The organism is Arthrobacter sp. zg-Y1110, assembly GCF_025244865.1.
Lineage (GTDB): Bacteria > Actinomycetota > Actinomycetes > Actinomycetales > Micrococcaceae > Arthrobacter_B.
In genome coordinates this window covers 624,941-641,156 of record NZ_CP104272.1, presented here as the reverse complement: position 1 = coordinate 641,156, position 16,216 = coordinate 624,941, and the positions used below count along the sequence as shown (strand labels likewise).

Here is a 16,216-nt window from a genome sequence, read left to right as displayed (position 1 = left end):
CCTGCATCTGAGGACAGCCGCTCAATCCCGCGCCGGCGCCGGGATCGGCCAGATTCTACGGCGCATGGAACCGGTTACTTTGGAAACAGGGCCCGCTTCCGCCGTCGGACGGCGTCGGGCCGAGCAGCATGCGTACCAAGGAAAGGCAATGAGCGTCCAGGAATCAACGCTGGTCCGGCCGGTCGAGACTCGCCCCAAGGATGAAGACGATCTGGTGCACATTTTCTGCACCCCCTGCAAGCGGCGGGCACGCAGCCGTGCACGTCGCCCGGTCCCCTACTGCGGCAAACAGATGCCCAACCGTCCGCTGCAGGACGATACCGGCGACCTTCCCGTGTGCGCGGTCTGCCTGGACCTGGCCCGGTCCGCACCCTGTCCCCGGTGCGGCACCCAAGCCCGCTTCGACTGAGCCGAACCCTGGTGCTTGGTCCGGCGTGGCGCCCAAGCCCTCTTCGACGGCGGCCTACTGCCTGCACCACTGCCATTCCCTGCACGGGGTTTGATTTGTACAGTGGAGTGATGGCGAATCAGGAGCGTCCCATCGGATTCTGGCTCAAGCTCGTCGACCAGCTGGTCGACGACCAATTTGGCGCCAGCTTCGAAGAACATGGCGTGACCCGCCGGCAGTGGCAAATGATGAACCTGCTGGTTGAGGGCCCCGCTACCCAAAAAGAGCTGTCGGACGGCCTGCGCCCCTACTTTCCCGCGGTGGAAACCGGCACCTCCGCGGAGCTTATCGAGGAACTGCGGGAATCCGGCTGGGTGCTGCTGGAGAACGGCCAGTACCAGCTCACCGACCTTGGCAGCCGAAGCCTGGAGAACCTCCGCGGTGCGGTGGACCGGATTCGGCAACTGATGACGGACAACATCACCGAAGAGGAATACACCGCACTGCTTGCCGTCCTGCAGCGGATGGCCGGCAATCTGGGGTGGGACGGCGACGTCGCGTCCGGCCCCCGCGTGGACACGTAGGTTTAGCGGTCCGTAACTACTAGCGCTCCGTAACTACTTGCGCTGTGTCTGGGCGAGCAGTTCCTCGAAGGACAGCGACTGCGCCGGATCCCGGCGCTTCTGCACCGGGGCATCCCCCAGCAGTGCCACCAGTTCTCCGGCAGCACGGCGGACCCGCTGATCCAGGGAACCGGTACCGGTTTCGCCCGTCCCCCAGTCGCCCGGTGCGGCGTAGACAGCGGTTGGAGCCACCCGCGCGCGGAGGTAGCTGAACATCGGACGCAGGGAGTAGTCCAGGACCATGGAGTGCCGGGCACTGCCGCCGGTTGCACCGAGCAGTACCGGTTTGCCATCCAGTGCGGTGTTGTCGACGACGTCGAAGAAAGACTTAAACAGTCCGCTCATGGACGCGGTGAAGACCGGAGTGACTGCCACCAGCGCATCAGCGGCAATCAGCTCATTAATCGCCGCTTCCAGGCGCGGCGCCGCGTAACCCGTCACCATGTTGTTGGCTATGTCGACGGCGTATTCGCGCAGTTCGAAGGTCGTGACGCTGGCGCTCAGCCCAAGCCCCTCGATTTCAGCCTTGGCCGCCGCTGCCAGGGCGTCGGCAAGCATACGGGACGACGACGGAACACCCAGGCCGCCCGAAACCACGACAATCCTGCGATCCACCATGTTGGACTCCTCTTCATGCTTTTGCATGTTCATCTCAACTGCGGCGTTGGCGGCGTTATTCCTGCGCGGAAACCCCACCGGGCGCAGCGCCAAAGCCGGCGGTTCCCGGGTAATCCTTCCGGCGGACCCAGGCCTTGGCTCCATCCGGATAAAAACACCGTGAATCTCCCCCGGAGTGGGGAGGCGCAGTGGCGAAATCTTGGCTACGCTGGGCCGAAACGAGCGTTTTGTCATTTCCGCAAACCGCTGGCCCAAAGCACCTAAGGGGAAAAAATGAGTACGCCTTCGAACTACAACTACAACGCCTTCAGCGGGGGACAACCTGCTGCCCCTCCTGCCGCGCCGGAGCGTCCGGCCGCCGTGGAGCGTGGTTTTTGGCTCCTGATCGCCTCCGCCGTTGTCAGCCTCATTGCCGGAATCCTTTCCATTGTCACCCTGATGTCGGATGAGGGCCGCAGCGAACTTGCCCGGGTCAGCGGGCTCAGCTCCGCTGAAGCGGACACGGCAGTAACCATCGGGATTGTTACCGGCGTTGTGATCGGCGTGATCAGTGTTGCGGTCAGCGTCCTGTTCGCCGTGTTTGCACGGAAGGGACACAACTGGGCACGCATCGTCATCACCGTGTTCGCTGCGCTTTCCCTGTTCGGCCTGGTCGGAATCAACGGCTCCCTCGAGGGGATCCTCAGCCTTGTTTCCATCCTGCTGATCGTTGCCGCCGTGGTGCTGTTCTTTACCGCCCCGGCCACTGCCTACTTCAACCAGATGAAGCAGTACCGCCAGGCGAAGTCCCTGGGCTACGCCGGCTAAACCCGCTGCACCGCAAAACTGTACCTCCGCTGGCCGGGCCACCTCCAAGGTGTCCCGGCCAGCGGTCTTTGGGAGTCCGGTTAGCCGGCCGCAGCCCGGCCGGCAGCTCTTCCACTGAACAGGCACCCACCGAGGAACGTCCCTTCCAGCGAGCGGTAGCCGTGCATTCCACCGCCGCCGAAACCGGCGGCCTCCCCTGCTGCGAAAAGGCCGGGGACCGGGGCGCCGTCGTCGGCCAGGACCCGGGACTGCAGGTCCGTCTCCAGCCCGCCGAGGGTCTTGCGGGTCAATACGGACAAGCGCACGGCGATCAGCGGTCCAGCCTTCGGATCCAGGATGCGGTGGGGTGCAGCGGTGCGGATCAGCCGGTCCCCCAAATAGGTGCGTGCCCCGCGGATGGCGGTCACCTGCGAATCCTTCGTGAACGGGTTGCGGATTTCCCGGTCCCTGGATTCCAGTTCATGCCGCACCGACTCCGCCGACAGTTCCGGCGCGTCGCCATGCACGGACGAACCTTTGGCCAGCAGGTTCATGCCGGCAACGAGCTCCTCGACGGAATTGGCGGTAATGAAGTCCTCACCGTGGTCCAGGAACGCCTGGACGGGGGCAGGCACTCCGGCCGTGGCCCGCTTCAGGACGTCCCGGACTGATTTTCCGGTGAGGTCCGGATTCTGTTCGGAACCGGAAAGCGCAAATTCCTTGCGGATGATCGCCTTGTTCAAAATGAACCAGCTGTAGTCGGAGCCGCTGCGGCGCAGGTGCTCCAGGGTGCCCAGGGTGTCGAAACCCGGAAACAACGGCACCGGCAGGCGGTTTCCGGCCGCGTCCAGCCACAGCGAGGACGGACCGGGCAGGATGCGGATTCCGTGGTTCTTCCAAACCGGGTCCCAGTTCCGGATTCCTTCCACGTAATGCCACATGCGGTCCGGGTTGATCACCCGCCCGCCGGCAGCCTGGGCAATTCCGATGCCCCGCCCGTCCACATGCTCGGGCACCCCGCTGAGCATGTTCGTGGGCGCAGGTCCCATCCTCCGGGGCCACGCTGCCCGGACGGCATCATGATCCCCGCCGATGCCACCGGTGGTTATCACCACGGCGGAGGCACTGAATTCGAAGTCCCCGACGACCTTGCGGCTGGACGCGGTGCCGCGCGGCGCCGTCGTCGGCTCCAGGACGCTGCCGCGCACGCCGGTCACGGCTCCCCCGGTCAAGACCAGGTCATCGAGACGGTGGCGGAACGCGAAACGCACCAGCCCGCGTTCGACGCCGTCGCGCACCTTGGCCTCGAAAGGCGCGGTGATCCCCGGCCCCGTGCCCCAGGTGATGTGGAAGCGCGGAACGGAGTTCCCTGGTCCGTTGGCGCCGTATCCGCCGCGCTCGGCCCAGCCCACCACCGGGAAGATCCGGTGCCCCATCTGCTGCAGCCACGCCCGCTTCTCCCCTGCGGCGAAATGCACGTACGCTTCGGCCCACTTCCACGGCCAATAATCCTCCTCGCGGTCAAAACCCGCGGTGCCCAGCCAGTCCTGCCAGGCAAGCTCCACGGAGTCCTTCACCCGGAGCCTGCGCTGTTCAGGCGAATCCACCAGGAAAAGCCCGCCAAAGGACCACCACGCCTGGCCGCCCAGCCCTTGGGATCCCTCCTGCTCAAGCAGGATCACCGAGCGTCCGGCGTCCACGAGTTCGGCTGTGGCTACCAGGCCGGCGAGCCCGGCTCCAACAACAATGACGTCCGCGTCTTTTGGCTGCATCCGGCTCACGCTACCGGCGACGACGGGTACTGGCCAGCAGCTTGGTGCAGGCGTGTCCGCAGCCGCTCCTCGAGCCCGTGTGTGTCCCTAAGGGCTTCTAGACTCGGGCAGAGGTTTCTAGACTGGAGGTAGGGCCGCTAGAGCCGGCGGATGCCGGTGTCGGCTGGAAACGAATCGGAGAAACCGCATGAGCGAACAGAGCGCCAACGAGGAAAAAGACTCCAACCGGACGCATTCGCAGGAGCCGTCCGAAGGTGAGACCAACGAGCAGGAAAACGAGCAGCGCGAGCACACTCAGGAGCCGGCCGAAGGTGGCGAAGACCAGGCCTGAGTGGGGTTTTTCGGCCCGGGCCTGGAGCCTGCGGTCTGCGCCCGGCGGTGAGGAAGCGTTGCGACAACGGAACAGACCTCCGGTTCCCGGTTAGGGAGCCGAAGGCCTGTTTTGTTTGTTCGTCGTCGTCAGCTGGCTGCTGCCTTAGGGGCCGACTTCTTGGCTTCGCCCAGCACATCCGAATCCCGGCTCTGGTCGACTACAGGACCTGTTCCCGCAATCTCCCGCAGCTGCGCGATCCCAGCCGCTGCTTCCTGCTTGGTTTCAAAAGTCGTGGACACTGCCATCAGCGTTCCGTCGCCGGCAATGAGCTTAATGCGGAAACTTCCCTCGTGGGCGTCCACCAGCTTGAAGTAGCCCGACATCGCTTACCTCCTTGTAAGGGGTCTATCAGTGCCTTCAATGCTAAGTCACCTTATGAGTTTGCGGATCCCCCGCCGCAAGAATCGAGTAGTGCGAAATGCAATTGTGATCTGTTCCTAGACTGGACCCATGGCCGATACCGTCAGTCCGGAGCAGCGCAGCCGCAACATGTCGCGCATCCGGGGCAAGAACACCAAGCCTGAACTCCTGATCCGCGGAATCCTCCACGCCGCGGGTTACCGGTTCCGGTTGCACGGATCCTTCGGTAAGACCAGCCTTCCGGGCAAACCTGACCTGGTTTTCGCCGGGCGCAGGAAAGTCCTCTTCGTCAACGGTTGCTTCTGGCACTTCCACTCCTGCCGGGCCGGACAGCACGCTCCAAAGACCAATAGCGAGTTCTGGGCCGCGAAACGCAAACGCACCGTCGAGCGGGATGCGGCGGCCCAGGAACGGCTTGCGGCCGGAGGTTGGGACGTCCTGGTGGTCTGGGAATGCGAACTTCGGGACCGCAGCATCCTCGAAGAACGACTGCGTACCTTCCTGGGCCCGCCCGGACAGGTTCGCGCGACGACGGCAGCCAACGGAGCCAACGGGTCGACGACGGCGGCGGCGTCGTCGTCGGCACGGCCACTAGACTTCGAACCAGAACCAGACAGGCTCCAAGGAAAACTGAGGCACACACCATGAGTAATTCGGACAACGGCAAGCGCGGAGTTCTTTTCGACGTAGACGGAACCCTGGTGGATTCCAACTACCTCCACGCCGTTGCGTGGTGGCAGGCCTTCCGCCGGATGGAACATGACGTTCCGATGTCCGCCATCCACCGCGCCATCGGCATGGGCGGCGACAAGCTCGTGGAACACCTGCTGGGCGAAGACCGAAACAAGGATGAGGATGAGCAGCTCGATGCCACGCACGGTGCCATCTTCTCCACCTGGTGGCCGTCGCTGCGTTCTTTTGACGGCGCCAGTGAACTCCTGAAGGCCTGCTCGAAGAAAGACCTCACCGTGGTCCTGGCATCCTCCGCTTCCGGAGCCGAACTCGAGTACCTGCGCACCGTTATCGACGCCGACTCCGCGATCACCGATGCCACCAGCTCCGCAGACGCCGAAGCCAGCAAACCCTCACCGGACATCCTCGAAGCTGCCCTCGAGGCCGGTGGTCTGGAAGCCCCGAACACCGTATTCGTGGGCGATTCAGTGTGGGACGTCAAGGCAGCCGGGGAGCTCTCTATTCCCACCATCGGCCTGACCTGCGGCGGCACGAGCGAAGCCGAACTGCGCGAGGCAGGCGCCCTGGAAGTCTACGAAAACCCGCGGGCACTTCTTGCCGCCCTGGACACCAGCCTGCTGGGCGAACTCCTCGCCCAGGGCTAACCGAGAGGACACTGTGACTACTGAACCCACCGGCCCCGCAAACGACGCCGAGGATCCGCTCGGTCCCAGCGCCCCGCAGCCCGGCCCCACCGGCGAACCCCGGAGACCGGGCCGCGCCTCGCATTCCGCCGGCAACATCCGCGACGATCAGGGGACCTCACCCGCCGGCGCGGTCCCTGCCGCACAGGACAAGGCGGACGAAGCAGCCGAGGCCGAAGGCCCCGCCGAGTAACCAGCGGGGGCAAGAGGCGACGGTCGGGCTATTTCAGCAGCCCGGCCGCCCGCAGCGCATCCGCCATGGCCCCGGTGGGTGCGCTGGCCTTCGGGGCGTTGGCCTTCGGGATGCCGGCCTTCGCTGTGCCGGGTTTCTCGGCCTTGGACTTGGCGGCGCCTGACTGCGTATTGCCTGGCTTGGTGCTGCCTGCCGTGGGGCTGCCCGACTTGGTTCTCTCGGCTTTGCGGCTTCCCTGCGCGGGGCGTCCGGACCGCCCGCCCGGCTCCGCGGCGTCGTCGTCAAGCCGCAGCGTCAGCGAAATCCGTTTCCGTTCCGGGTCTGCCTCCATCACCTTGACCTTCACCACCTGTCCGGACCGGACCACCTCGCGTGGATCCGAAATGAAGGTGTGCGACATCGCGGAAATATGGACCAGCCCGTCCTGGTGGACTCCCACGTCCACAAAGGCTCCGAAGGCAGCCACGTTGGTGACCACGCCGTCGAGGATCATTCCCGGACGCAAGTCCGAAATCTTCTCGATTCCCTCCGAAAAGCTGGCTGTTTCGAAAGCGGGCCGCGGGTCCCGCCCCGGCTTCCGCAGCTCGGCGATGATGTCCAGGACGGTCGGAAGGCCTACCTGGTCATCCACGAACGCTGCCGGGTCCACGCCCTCCAGGGCCGCTCCCGACGCACTCATGGTCGCCCCGGCCGCGGCAAGGACCTTCCGCGCAATCGGGTAGGACTCCGGGTGGACGCTGGTCCCGTCCAGCGGCTCCTTTCCGCCGCTGACACGCAGGAACCCGGCACACTGTTCAAAGGCCTTCGCCCCGAGCCGAGGCACCTTCATCAGGTCCTGCCGGCGGGCAAACGGACCGTTCGCATTGCGGTAAGCCACGATGTTTTCGCTGAGCAGCGGACCGACGCCGGCCACCCGGGCCAGCAGCGACGGGGACGCCGTGTTCACATCCACCCCCACGGCATTCACGCAGTCCTCAATCACCGCATCCAGGGAACGCTCCAGCTTCGCCGGAGTCACGTCGTGCTGGTACTGGCCCACCCCGATGGACTTCGGATCGATCTTCACCAGTTCCGCCAACGGATCCTGCAGCCGCCGGGCAATCGAGACGGCGCCGCGCAGGGACACATCCATCCCGGGCAGCTCGGCCGAGGCAAGGGCGGACGCTGAGTACACCGACGCACCCGCCTCGGAAACCACCAGCTTGCGCACGGACCCGCCGGGCACCTGCCGGATCAATTCGGCTGCGAGCTTATCCGTTTCCCTGGAAGCGGTGCCGTTGCCGATAGCAATCAGTTCCACCCCGTGCTGCTTCACCAGACCGGCCAGCGTGGCCAGGGCGTCATCCCAGCGGCGCACCGGCGCATGGGGATAGACCGTATCGGTGGCAACCACCTTGCCGGTGCCGTCCACCACGGCAACCTTCACGCCGGTACGCAGCCCGGGATCGAGCCCCAGCGTGGTCCGGTTCCCAGCTGGTGCGGCCAGCAGCACATCCCGCAGGTTGGCCGCAAATACCCGCACCGCCTCGGTTTCCGCGTCCGTAAAGAGGCGCACACGCAGATCCACCGCGAGCTTGGCCAGGATCCGGCGCCAGGCCAGCTGCACGGTGGTCATCAGCCATGGGTCAGCGGGACGCCCGCGGTCCGCCACCCCCAGACGGGCCGCCACGGAGCGTTCGTATCGGGCGCGGGCCGCAGCCAGGGCATCGGCATCGGCCGGATCCCCCTCCGTCAGGGCCAGTTCCAGCATGCCTTCCTTTTCGCCGCGGAACAGGGCGAGGACGCGGTGTGACGGCATACCGGAGGGCGACTGGGAAAAGTCGTAGTAGTCGGTGAATTTACGCCCCTCGGCTTCCTTGCCGGGACGCACCTGCGAGCGCATCCGGCCCTGGCGCCAGAGCTTCTCGCGTTGTTCGGTCAACAGGTCCGCGTCCTGTGAGGCCCGTTCGATCAGGATGGCGCGCGCCCCGGCGAGCGCCTCGGCTGCATCCGGGATTCCCTCGCGCACGTACCGCGCGGCTTCAGCGTCCGGGGAACGCCGGGGATCGGCCAGCAGCGCATCCGCCAGCGGTTCCAGTCCCGCTTCCCGGGCTATCTGTGCCTTGGTCCGCCGCTTGCTGCGGTAGGGCAGGTAGATATCTTCCAGTCGGGACTTGGTTTCGGCGCCGACGACGGCGTCCCGCAGTTCGTCCGTCAGCTTTCCCTGGGCAGCGATGGCCTCGAGGATGGCCCGACGCCGGTCCTGCAGTTCGCGCAGGTACCGCAGCCGCTCGTCCAGGTCCCGCAGCTGGGCATCATCCAGCGTGCCGGTGGCCTCCTTGCGGTACCGGGCGATGAACGGAACCGTGGCGCCGCCGTCGAGCAGGCCAACGGCCGCCCGGACCTGCCAGGGCGCTACCCCCAGCTCGGCGGCCAGTTGGGCAATCACCTGCTCGTCGGTGGACCCGGAAACATTGACTGGTTCTACGGTGCTAAGACTCACCCGGCCAATTGTTCCCCATTTATCCGGCGGATGGGCGGATGCGGAGCGCGGCGACTAGTCCTGCTCGGTGAACAATTGACGCCGGGCGCTCAGCAACTCCACTTCCGGCCGGCCCGCCACCAGCCGTTCCGCGGCATCCAGCACGTCCACCACGTGGGCACGGTCCGCCGCAACAATGCCCACGCCTATCCCTGACCGGCGGTGCAGGTCCAGGGAGCCGACCTCTGCGGCGGACACATCGAATTTGCGCCGCAGTTCGGCAAGGATGGGCCGGACGACCGACCGTTTCCCCTTGAGCGAATGCACGTCCCCCAGCAACAGGTCCAGCTCGAGCGCCCCTATCCACATGGCTCCCATCCTTGCCGCAGACGCCGTGCATGTCACGCACCCCTGCGGCCGGTGCCGTGCCGGTGTTATGTTCGAAACATGAGTTCTCCCCTCCGCGAGCGCCGCTCTCCGCGGCTGCGCAACCTGGTTTCCGGCTTGCTTTTCGGGATCGGACTGGCTGCCTTCGTCGACGAAGTGATCTTCCACCAGCTCCTCCAGTGGCATCATTTCTACGACCGCTCCACTACGTCTGTTGGACTCTTTTCGGACGGGCTGTTCCATGCCTTCGGCTGGTTCGCCGTTGTAGCCGGCCTCTTCCTGTTCGCCGATCTGCGCAGGTGGCATGAAACCCTCCTGCAGCGGTGGACCGGCGGCGTCCTGCTGGGTGCCGGAGTGTTCCAGCTCTATGACGGCACGGTGCAGCACAAGCTCATGGGGCTTCACCAGATTCGCTACGAGGTGGATCTGCTCGTGTACGACACGGTTTGGAACGCCATCGCGGTGCTGTTGATCCTTGTCGGCGCGTTCCTTACCTACCGCACCCGCGCTGCCGTCCCGCGGGAATCGACAGCCTCAGCCGATGCATAACCACGGCAGCGACTTTCCCGTTGAGTCGCTGTTCTTCATTCCCGCCGTAGTTGCCCTGGTTGCCTACTGGGCGGGCGCGCGTTCGCCGCGCTCCGGCCGCTGGCCCTGGTACCGGACGGCTTTCTTCACGCTGGGCGTGGCCGCAGCGCTGGTCACGGTCCTGAACCCTTTGGCCGAACTGGCGCATCGGGATTTCGCAGTACTGAGCTTTTCGCATCTCCTGGCCGGGATGCTCTCCCCGCTGCTGCTGGTGCTCTCCCGGCCGTTCACCCTGGCACTACGCACCCTCGATGTTTTTCCGGCCCGCCGGCTCTCCCGGGTGCTGCGCAGCAGGTTCGCCCGGTTCCTGTCCTTCCCGGTCACTGCCGCACTCCTGAACACCGGCGGCATGATCCTGATGTTCCGTACCGGACTGCTGCAGGCAATGCAGGAGTCGATGCCGGTGCACTGGCTGGTGACCTTCCACCTGCTGGCTGCGGGCTACCTGTTCACGGCTTCCATAGTGGGACGGGATCCCTCCCCGCACCGGGCCGGTTATCGGCTGCGGGCAACCGTCCTGGTGCTTTCCATCGCTGCGCACAATATCCTCGCCAAGGGCATCTACGCCGACCCGCCTCCCGGTATCCCGGCTACGGCTGCGGAACACGGGGCGCTGGTGATGTACTACGGCGGTGGAATCCTCGAACTGGTGCTGATTGTGCTGCTCTGCCGCCAGTGGTATGCCTCAGCGCGGCCACGCGGCAAGGTCGCATCCGCCGTCCGCCCTCAGTAGCTTGAACGCCTCAAGCCGCGAAACCAGTAGCCGGGCCGAATCGTTCAGTTACCCCAACCATTGTGCAGAGCATCACCATCCCTTAACAATGGACTATGACGGTTACCCTCAGGTCCCTGGAAACTGCGATCCCGCCCACTGTCCTGGTGCAGTCCGAAGTCCGCGACACGTTCGCAGCCCAGCCCGGCCTGACCCGGCTGGGTGAGCGGCTGGTGCGTACCTGCTTCGATTCGGCGGCCATCGACACCCGCCGTACGGCACTGGCTGAACTTTCGCTCACCGACACCTCGGAGAATCCGAAGTTCTACGATGCCCGCAGCGGCCTGCTGCTGCGGCCCAGCACCAAGACCAGGAATGACATCTTCGCGGTGGAAGCCACGAAACTCTTCATCGAGGCCGCATCCAAGGCACTGGACGCATGTGCCGGTATCGCCCCGTCGGATATTACCCATGTGATCACCGTGTCCTGCACGGGCTTCTTCAACCCCGGCCCGGATTACAAGGTGACCCGGGCGCTGGGGTTGAATCCGTCCGTGCAGCGCTACCACCTGGGCTTTATGGGCTGCTACGGAGCCTTCCCGGCCATGCGCGCCGCCAAATCCTTCTGCGAGGCGGATCCCGGTTCCGTGGTGCTGGTGGTCAGTGCGGAGCTGTGCTCCCTGCACGTCCGCACGTCGAATGACCCGGACGCCATCATGGGGTCCTCACTCTTCGCCGACGGTGCCGCCGCGGCCATCATCACCGCCCGCGAAGACCTTCCGGACTCGGGACCGGCCATCCAGCTGGACCACTTCGAAACCATCCTGACCCCGGTGGGTGAGGAGGCCATGGCCTGGAACATCGGCGACGAAGGCTTCGAGATGGTGCTGGGCACCTACGTCCCGCACATCATCGACGACCACATTGTCGGTGCCCTGGAACCCCTGCTGGCGCACGACGCATCGGTCAGCTCCCGGCCCTACCGGGAGATCGAGCACTGGGCCATCCATCCCGGCGGCCGCAGCATCCTGGATAAAGTCGAGGCGAAACTCGAGCTGAGCGAACAGCAGCTGGTGCCGGCCCGGGAGACCCTGCGCACCGTGGGCAACATGAGCAGCGCCACCGTGCTGTTCGTGCTCAAGTACATCCTGGAACAGCCCTTCAGCGGGGGCAACGAACGGATCTGCTCCATGGCCTTCGGCCCGGGCCTCACCGTGGAGACGGGATTGTTCACCCGGGTCGGCGGTCCGGTGCAGCCGTCGGCAGCGGTGTCTGTGGATCTGGCAGAGCCAGCGGAGGCTGCGCCGGCAGAGGTCCCCGCCGCAGTATGATCGCCGTTTTTCCGTCCATGGCCACCCGGGCAGTGGACGCGGTGGAGGAAATGGACCGGCCCGACGCCGACCTGCAGCGCCTCGAGCGTACCTACGCCCAGTTCTGGCTGGTCAATGCGGTGGTCTCGGGGTGGCGGCGCAACTACGTCCGGTATCTCCGTCCGATCTTCGCGGCGAGTGGCGGTGGCACGCTGCTGGATATCGGTTCCGGCGGAGGGGACGTTCCCCGCTGCATTGCCCGCTGGGCGCGCAGGGACGGGTTTGCCGTGGAGATCACCGCCATTGACCCTGATCCGAGGGCGCACGCCTTCGCCTCCGCGCTGCCGCCGCTGCCGGGATTGTCCTTCCGCCAGGCGTACAGCAGCGAGCTGGTCTCGGAGGGGCGTTCCTACGACGTCGTGATTTCCAACCATATGCTCCACCATCTGGCGCCCGCGGAACTGCAGGCCTTGCTGGCGGACTCGAGGCGGCTGGGCCGCAGGCTCTGCCTGCACAGCGACATTGAGCGCAGCCGCTGGGCCTATGCCCTGTTCTCGGTCGGAACCTTGCCGTTTTTCCCGGGCTCGTTCATCCGGGCCGACGGGCTGACCTCCATCCGCCGCAGTTTCACTGCGGCGGAAATCGCCGAGGTGACACCCCAGGGCTGGCAGAGCCTGCAGCAGCGGCCGTGGCAGAACCTGCTGCTGCATCCACCGTGCTCCCGGGGAGCCGACCACCGTGCGGGCTGAGCTGCCGTCCGTCGCCGCGGAACAAGCCGCCTCGCCCGCTCCGCGCAGCATTCCCCGCCGCTCTTCCGATGTGGTGGTGGTGGGCGGCGGGCCGGTGGGCATGTATCTGGCCGTCCTGCTGCTCCAGGCGGGGGTATCCGTCCAGGTATTGGAACGGCGACTGAACCGCAGCAGGCATTCGCGGGCCATCGGGGTGCATCCTCCGGCCCTGGCATCCCTGGCGCAGGCCGGCATCGCCGACACCATGACGCGGGAAGGGATCCGGATCAGCCAGGGGGAAGCCCGCAGCGCCGGGCGGACCGTGGCCCGGCTGGACTTCGCCGCTGCGTCGGCCCGGTACCCCTTTGTGCTGACCCTGCCGCAGATGAGAACCGAACAGCTGCTGGAGGAACGCCTCAGGGCCCTCGACCCGGGAGCACTGATCCGCGGCGCCCGGGTGGAAACCTTCAGCGACAACGGCGCCGACGTGCGGGTGCACGGGATCCACGGCGAAGAACCCTTCACCACAGAGGCGGGCCTCCTCGTGGCGGCCGACGGCGCCCGGTCATCGATCCGGTCCGCACTGGGCGGCGGCTGGGCTTCGCGCGAACTGCCGGATACCTATCTGATGGGCGACTTCCCGGACGGCACCGGGGACGGGACGCTGGCCGTGCTTTACCTCGAGGCGGAGGGGATCGTGGAGTCTTTTCCACTGCCCGGAGGCCTGCGTCGGTGGGTGGTCCATACCGATGCACTGCAGCAGGATCCCACTGCCTCCGGTCTAGCGGAGCTGGTGCGGCGGCGGACCGGGCACCGGCTGGAGGTGGACGGAAACTCCATGCTGAGTGCTTTCGGCGTACAGATCGGCCGGGCGCCCCGGCTGGTTTCCGGACGCACGGTCCTGATCGGGGACGCGGCGCACCAGATCAGTCCGATCGGCGGGCAGGGGATGAACCTGGGCTGGCTGGACGCCGCTGCCGTTGCCCCGATCATCGCGGCATCCCTGCAGGGTAAACCGGTGGGCAGGGAGCTGCGGGAGTTCGAACGACGCCGCCGCCGGGACGCCGCCGTCGCCTCCGCCCAGGCACAGATCAACATGGCGCTGGGTCGTCCGCTGCCTGCGGGGGTGATGGCCCTGCGCAACGCCGGGCTGGAACGGATGTTCCAGGTCCCGGCGCTGGGCGGGGTCGTTGCACGGCGTTTCACCATGCAGTAGGCGCTTACGGCGCGGTGGTGCCGGCTTTTTCCGTGCCGTCGGTGGTCCGCGGTGCGGATCCCTGGCTGCCGGCGCCCGGCACGGTAGCCGGTTCGACAGCGGACATGGCACCGGTGTGCAGGATTTCCGCACCGCCGGCAAGGCCCGGTTCCACCGGGTTGGAGGAGGTGGGCTTGATGTCCAGGGTCCGGCGCAGTGCCTTCTCCTTGATGAACAGCACAGCAACCAGCGCGATGACGGCCACCGCGGCGGCGATCTTGAAGATGTCCGCCGTGCCTTCCGCATACGCGATCCGGAAGAACATCTGGACCTCTGGCGGGAGCCCAGCCAGGTCCAGCGTGGCCGTGGTGCCGCCGCCGTCGGTCGGCATGCCTGCCTTGTCCAGTTCCTCCGTGACCCGCCGGCTGACGGAGCTCGAAAGGACCGCGCCCAGTACCGAGACGCCGATGGCGCCGCCCACCGTGCGGAAGAAGGCAACGGACGCGCTGGCGGAGCCGACGTCGCTGACCTTGACCGTGTTCTGCACGGCCAGCACCAGGTTCTGCATCAGCAGGCCCATGCCCACACCGAGGATGAAGATGAAGAGGCTGACCAGGATCATGTCGGTCTCATGGTTGATGAAGCCGGCCAGCCCCGTCCCGAGGATCACCAGGACCGTGCCGATGATCAGGAACCGCTTCCACTTGCCGAAGCGGGTGATCAGCAGGCCGGACCCTACGGACCCGAGCAGGTTGCCGGCAATCATCGGCAGCATGAGCAGTCCGGCCTCGGTCGGAGTGAAGCCGCGTGCCAGCTGGAAGTACTGGCCCAGGAACGTGGTGGAACCGAACATGGCGATACCTACCGCAACCGAGGCGATGATGGCCAGGGCGGTGGTCCGCTGGCGGATGATCTTCAGCGGAATGATCGGCTCGGCGACCTTGGACTCCACCAGCACCAGCAGTGCCAGCAGGATGACGGATCCGCCAACCATCGCGGCCGTTTCCCATGACCACCATTCGTAGTAGTCGGGCTTGCCGGCGAAAGAAACCCAGATCAGGAGCAGGGAGACGCCCGCGGTGAGCAGGATCGAGCCGAGCCAGTCGATCTTGGCGGGACGGCGCACATGCTGCAGGTGCAGCGTGACCTGCAGCAGGAAGAGGGCGACGACGGCGAGCGGAACGCAGAGGAAGAAGGTCCAGCGCCAGCCCAGCGGGCTGTCTACGATGAAGCCGCCCAGCAGCGGGCCGCCGGCGGTGGCCACTGCCATTACGGCGCCCATGTAACCGGAGTACCTGCCGCGTTCCCGCGGCGGAATGATGGAACCGATGATTGCCTGCGCCAGTGCCGTCAGGCCGCCCATGCCCAGGCCCTGGATGACGCGTGCGGTCAGCAGCAGGTCCATGGAATGGGAGAAGCCGGCGAGGACGGACCCGGCAACGAAGATGACGATGCTCAGCTGTACCAGCAGCTTCTTGTTGAACAGGTCCGCGAGTTTGCCCCAGATCGGGGTGCTTACGGCGTTGGCCAGCAGGGCGGCCGTGACCACCCAGGCGAAGTCGGTCTGCGTTCCGTGCAGGTCGGCCATGATGGTCGGCAACGCGTTGGCCACGATGGTGGTGCTCAGCATTGCCGTGAACAGCGCGGCAAGCAGGCCGGTGAGGGCCTGCAGGATCTGTCGGTGGCTCATGTCACCGGGGACGTGTTTCTTCCGGGCGGTCTTGGAATCGGTCACTTAGTTGTTAGCTCCTGCGGATCGGATACGGGGGTTTCCAGCGTCGGCTCGGCGGCTCCGGGCGCTCGGCGGATGGAGGTGAAGAGCGCGTCTGAGAGCGTTCCAAGGGTGTCGGACGCGAGCTGCGCCTGGTCCTCGGACCAGGCGGCAAGGGCTTCCTGCAGCAGGACGGCCCGGGCCTTGAGTGCTTCGCGGAGGACTGACTCCCCCAGCTCGGTCAGGCTGATGAGGTAGGCGCGGCGGTCCTGCGGATGCGGGCGACGCCGGACGTAACCGAGTTCTTCCAGTTCCGCGACGTGGCGGCTGAGTCCGGCAGGGCCGACACCGAGTTTGGCGGCAAGCTCGGTTGCCCGCAGCTCGCCGTCTTCGCCGATCATCCGCATGACGCCCTGGAGTGCCACTCCGGGTCCACCGATGTCGGCGCTGTGCTGGGTCACGCACCGCAACGAACGTTGCAGGGCGAAGATCTTCCGGATCAGGTCATCCGCCGTTTCCTGTTGCATGGGCATGGGGATGGGTCTCCGGAGGTTGGCACTGATAGTTGACCTAGGCAACTATACGCCGAAATTTGCCTAGGTCAACTAACTAAAGGGAGTCCTCGCTCTCCCGGA

General features: G+C 66.0%; 18 protein-coding genes and 1 pseudogene. 12 read left to right on the top strand and 7 right to left on the bottom strand.

Features of this window, described 5'->3' with window-relative positions; genetic code table 11:
• Positions 1–148: 148 nt before the first annotated feature.
• Complete coding sequence (locus tag N2K99_RS03085; RefSeq protein WP_227923117.1) at positions 149–409, top strand: hypothetical protein; 261 nt, start codon at positions 149–151, stop codon at positions 407–409.
• A gap of 110 nt (positions 410–519) precedes the next feature.
• Positions 520–972, top strand: a complete 453-nt coding sequence (locus N2K99_RS03080; protein WP_227923115.1) for a MarR family winged helix-turn-helix transcriptional regulator — start codon at positions 520–522, stop codon at positions 970–972.
• A 33-nt stretch (positions 973–1,005) separates the two neighbouring features.
• Here the strand turns inward: N2K99_RS03080 and N2K99_RS03075 are convergent, their stop codons facing one another.
• Complete coding sequence (locus N2K99_RS03075; RefSeq protein ID WP_227933828.1) at positions 1,006–1,629, bottom strand: FMN reductase; 624 nt, start codon at positions 1,627–1,629, stop codon at positions 1,006–1,008.
• A gap of 273 nt (positions 1,630–1,902) precedes the next feature.
• On the opposite strand from N2K99_RS03075, the gene N2K99_RS03070 reads away from it, so the two are divergent.
• The gene (locus N2K99_RS03070) at positions 1,903–2,436 is read left to right on the top strand and encodes a hypothetical protein (protein ID WP_227923110.1); all 534 of its coding nucleotides are present in this window, start codon (positions 1,903–1,905) and stop codon (positions 2,434–2,436) included.
• A gap of 80 nt (positions 2,437–2,516) precedes the next feature.
• On the opposite strand, the gene N2K99_RS03065 is transcribed toward N2K99_RS03070, so the two are convergent.
• The gene (locus tag N2K99_RS03065) at positions 2,517–4,187 is read right to left on the bottom strand and encodes an FAD-binding dehydrogenase (protein ID WP_227933827.1); all 1,671 of its coding nucleotides are present in this window, start codon (positions 4,185–4,187) and stop codon (positions 2,517–2,519) included.
• 187 nt (positions 4,188–4,374) lie between these two features.
• Here N2K99_RS03065 and N2K99_RS03060 point away from each other — a divergent pair, with 187 nt between their 5' ends.
• A complete protein-coding gene (locus N2K99_RS03060) occupies positions 4,375–4,518 on the top strand; it encodes a hypothetical protein (protein WP_227923106.1) in 144 nt (47 codons plus the stop codon).
• Positions 4,519–4,646: 128 nt separating this feature from the next.
• Here N2K99_RS03060 and N2K99_RS03055 read toward each other — a convergent pair whose 3' ends face one another.
• Positions 4,647–4,883 carry a YegP family protein gene (locus N2K99_RS03055; protein ID WP_227923105.1) on the bottom strand — a complete coding sequence of 79 codons (237 nt, stop codon included), beginning with the start codon at positions 4,881–4,883 and terminating at the stop codon, positions 4,647–4,649.
• 127 nt (positions 4,884–5,010) lie between these two features.
• On the opposite strand from N2K99_RS03055, the pseudogene N2K99_RS03050 reads away from it, so the two are divergent.
• The 3 genes and pseudogenes from N2K99_RS03050 to N2K99_RS03040 all read left to right on the top strand — a co-directional run.
• Positions 5,011–5,424: pseudogene (locus tag N2K99_RS03050) on the top strand (very short patch repair endonuclease); the annotation flags it as partial.
• Between the two features lie 140 nt (positions 5,425–5,564).
• On the top strand, positions 5,565–6,257 hold the full coding sequence (locus N2K99_RS03045) for an HAD family hydrolase (RefSeq protein WP_227933826.1): 693 nt from the start codon (positions 5,565–5,567) through the stop codon (positions 6,255–6,257).
• Between the two features lie 13 nt (positions 6,258–6,270).
• Positions 6,271–6,489, top strand: a complete 219-nt coding sequence (locus N2K99_RS03040) for a hypothetical protein (protein WP_227923103.1) — start codon at positions 6,271–6,273, stop codon at positions 6,487–6,489.
• Between the two features lie 28 nt (positions 6,490–6,517).
• Here the strand turns inward: N2K99_RS03040 and N2K99_RS03035 are convergent, their stop codons facing one another.
• Together N2K99_RS03035 and N2K99_RS03030 are read right to left on the bottom strand one after the other, a co-directional pair.
• Complete coding sequence (locus N2K99_RS03035) at positions 6,518–8,971, bottom strand: Tex family protein (RefSeq protein ID WP_227933825.1); 2,454 nt, start codon at positions 8,969–8,971, stop codon at positions 6,518–6,520.
• A gap of 54 nt (positions 8,972–9,025) precedes the next feature.
• Complete coding sequence (locus N2K99_RS03030) at positions 9,026–9,319, bottom strand: DUF503 domain-containing protein (RefSeq protein ID WP_227923100.1); 294 nt, start codon at positions 9,317–9,319, stop codon at positions 9,026–9,028.
• Between the two features lie 78 nt (positions 9,320–9,397).
• Between N2K99_RS03030 and N2K99_RS03025 the strand changes: the two genes are divergently transcribed.
• The 5 genes from N2K99_RS03025 to N2K99_RS03005 all read left to right on the top strand — a co-directional run bounded on the left by N2K99_RS03025 (position 9,398) and on the right by N2K99_RS03005 (position 13,891).
• Positions 9,398–9,886 carry a DUF2243 domain-containing protein gene (locus N2K99_RS03025; protein ID WP_227923098.1) on the top strand — a complete coding sequence of 163 codons (489 nt, stop codon included), beginning with the start codon at positions 9,398–9,400 and terminating at the stop codon, positions 9,884–9,886.
• Complete coding sequence (locus tag N2K99_RS03020; protein ID WP_227923095.1) at positions 9,879–10,658, top strand: cytochrome c oxidase assembly protein; 780 nt, start codon at positions 9,879–9,881, stop codon at positions 10,656–10,658. The genes N2K99_RS03025 and N2K99_RS03020 overlap by 8 nt, the downstream gene beginning before the upstream one ends.
• Positions 10,659–10,753: 95 nt before the next feature.
• Positions 10,754–11,968, top strand: coding sequence for a type III polyketide synthase (locus N2K99_RS03015; RefSeq protein WP_227923094.1), 1,215 nt, complete (start codon positions 10,754–10,756; stop codon positions 11,966–11,968).
• Positions 11,965–12,696 carry a class I SAM-dependent methyltransferase gene (locus N2K99_RS03010; protein WP_227923093.1) on the top strand — a complete coding sequence of 244 codons (732 nt, stop codon included), beginning with the start codon at positions 11,965–11,967 and terminating at the stop codon, positions 12,694–12,696. Before N2K99_RS03015 ends, N2K99_RS03010 begins: the two co-directional genes overlap by 4 nt.
• Positions 12,686–13,891, top strand: coding sequence for an NAD(P)/FAD-dependent oxidoreductase (locus N2K99_RS03005; protein ID WP_227933824.1), 1,206 nt, complete (start codon positions 12,686–12,688; stop codon positions 13,889–13,891). Before N2K99_RS03010 ends, N2K99_RS03005 begins: the two co-directional genes overlap by 11 nt.
• A gap of 4 nt (positions 13,892–13,895) precedes the next feature.
• On the opposite strand, the gene N2K99_RS03000 is transcribed toward N2K99_RS03005, so the two are convergent.
• Together N2K99_RS03000 and N2K99_RS02995 are read right to left on the bottom strand one after the other, a co-directional pair.
• On the bottom strand, positions 13,896–15,560 hold the full coding sequence (locus tag N2K99_RS03000) for an MDR family MFS transporter (RefSeq protein ID WP_374200058.1): 1,665 nt from the start codon (positions 15,558–15,560) through the stop codon (positions 13,896–13,898).
• 41 nt (positions 15,561–15,601) lie between these two features.
• On the bottom strand, positions 15,602–16,114 hold the full coding sequence (locus tag N2K99_RS02995) for a MarR family winged helix-turn-helix transcriptional regulator (RefSeq protein WP_227923089.1): 513 nt from the start codon (positions 16,112–16,114) through the stop codon (positions 15,602–15,604).
• Positions 16,115–16,216: the final 102 nt, after the last annotated feature.

Excerpts from the sequence above, each read along its gene's own strand:
- N2K99_RS03045 (WP_227933826.1), top strand. The coding sequence starts at position 5,565 with ATGAGTAATTCGGACAACGGCAAGCGCGGAGTTCTTTTCGACGTAGAC.
- N2K99_RS03070 (WP_227923110.1), top strand. The coding sequence starts at position 1,903 with ATGAGTACGCCTTCGAACTACAACTACAACGCCTTCAGCGGGGGACAA.
- N2K99_RS03080 (WP_227923115.1), top strand. The coding sequence starts at position 520 with ATGGCGAATCAGGAGCGTCCCATCGGATTCTGGCTCAAGCTCGTCGAC.
- N2K99_RS03085 (WP_227923117.1), top strand. The coding sequence starts at position 149 with ATGAGCGTCCAGGAATCAACGCTGGTCCGGCCGGTCGAGACTCGCCCC.
- N2K99_RS03025 (WP_227923098.1), top strand. The coding sequence starts at position 9,398 with ATGAGTTCTCCCCTCCGCGAGCGCCGCTCTCCGCGGCTGCGCAACCTG.
- N2K99_RS03075 (WP_227933828.1), bottom strand. The coding sequence starts at position 1,629 with ATGGTGGATCGCAGGATTGTCGTGGTTTCGGGCGGCCTGGGTGTTCCG.
- N2K99_RS03015 (WP_227923094.1), top strand. The coding sequence starts at position 10,754 with ATGACGGTTACCCTCAGGTCCCTGGAAACTGCGATCCCGCCCACTGTC.
- N2K99_RS03010 (WP_227923093.1), top strand. The coding sequence starts at position 11,965 with ATGATCGCCGTTTTTCCGTCCATGGCCACCCGGGCAGTGGACGCGGTG.
- N2K99_RS03000 (WP_374200058.1), bottom strand. The coding sequence starts at position 15,560 with ATGAGCCACCGACAGATCCTGCAGGCCCTCACCGGCCTGCTTGCCGCG.
- N2K99_RS03055 (WP_227923105.1), bottom strand. The coding sequence starts at position 4,883 with ATGTCGGGCTACTTCAAGCTGGTGGACGCCCACGAGGGAAGTTTCCGC.
- N2K99_RS03065 (WP_227933827.1), bottom strand. The coding sequence starts at position 4,187 with ATGCAGCCAAAAGACGCGGACGTCATTGTTGTTGGAGCCGGGCTCGCC.
- N2K99_RS03020 (WP_227923095.1), top strand. The coding sequence starts at position 9,879 with ATGCATAACCACGGCAGCGACTTTCCCGTTGAGTCGCTGTTCTTCATT.
- N2K99_RS03030 (WP_227923100.1), bottom strand. The coding sequence starts at position 9,319 with ATGTGGATAGGGGCGCTCGAGCTGGACCTGTTGCTGGGGGACGTGCAT.
- N2K99_RS03060 (WP_227923106.1), top strand. The coding sequence starts at position 4,375 with ATGAGCGAACAGAGCGCCAACGAGGAAAAAGACTCCAACCGGACGCAT.
- N2K99_RS02995 (WP_227923089.1), bottom strand. The coding sequence starts at position 16,114 with ATGCCCATGCAACAGGAAACGGCGGATGACCTGATCCGGAAGATCTTC.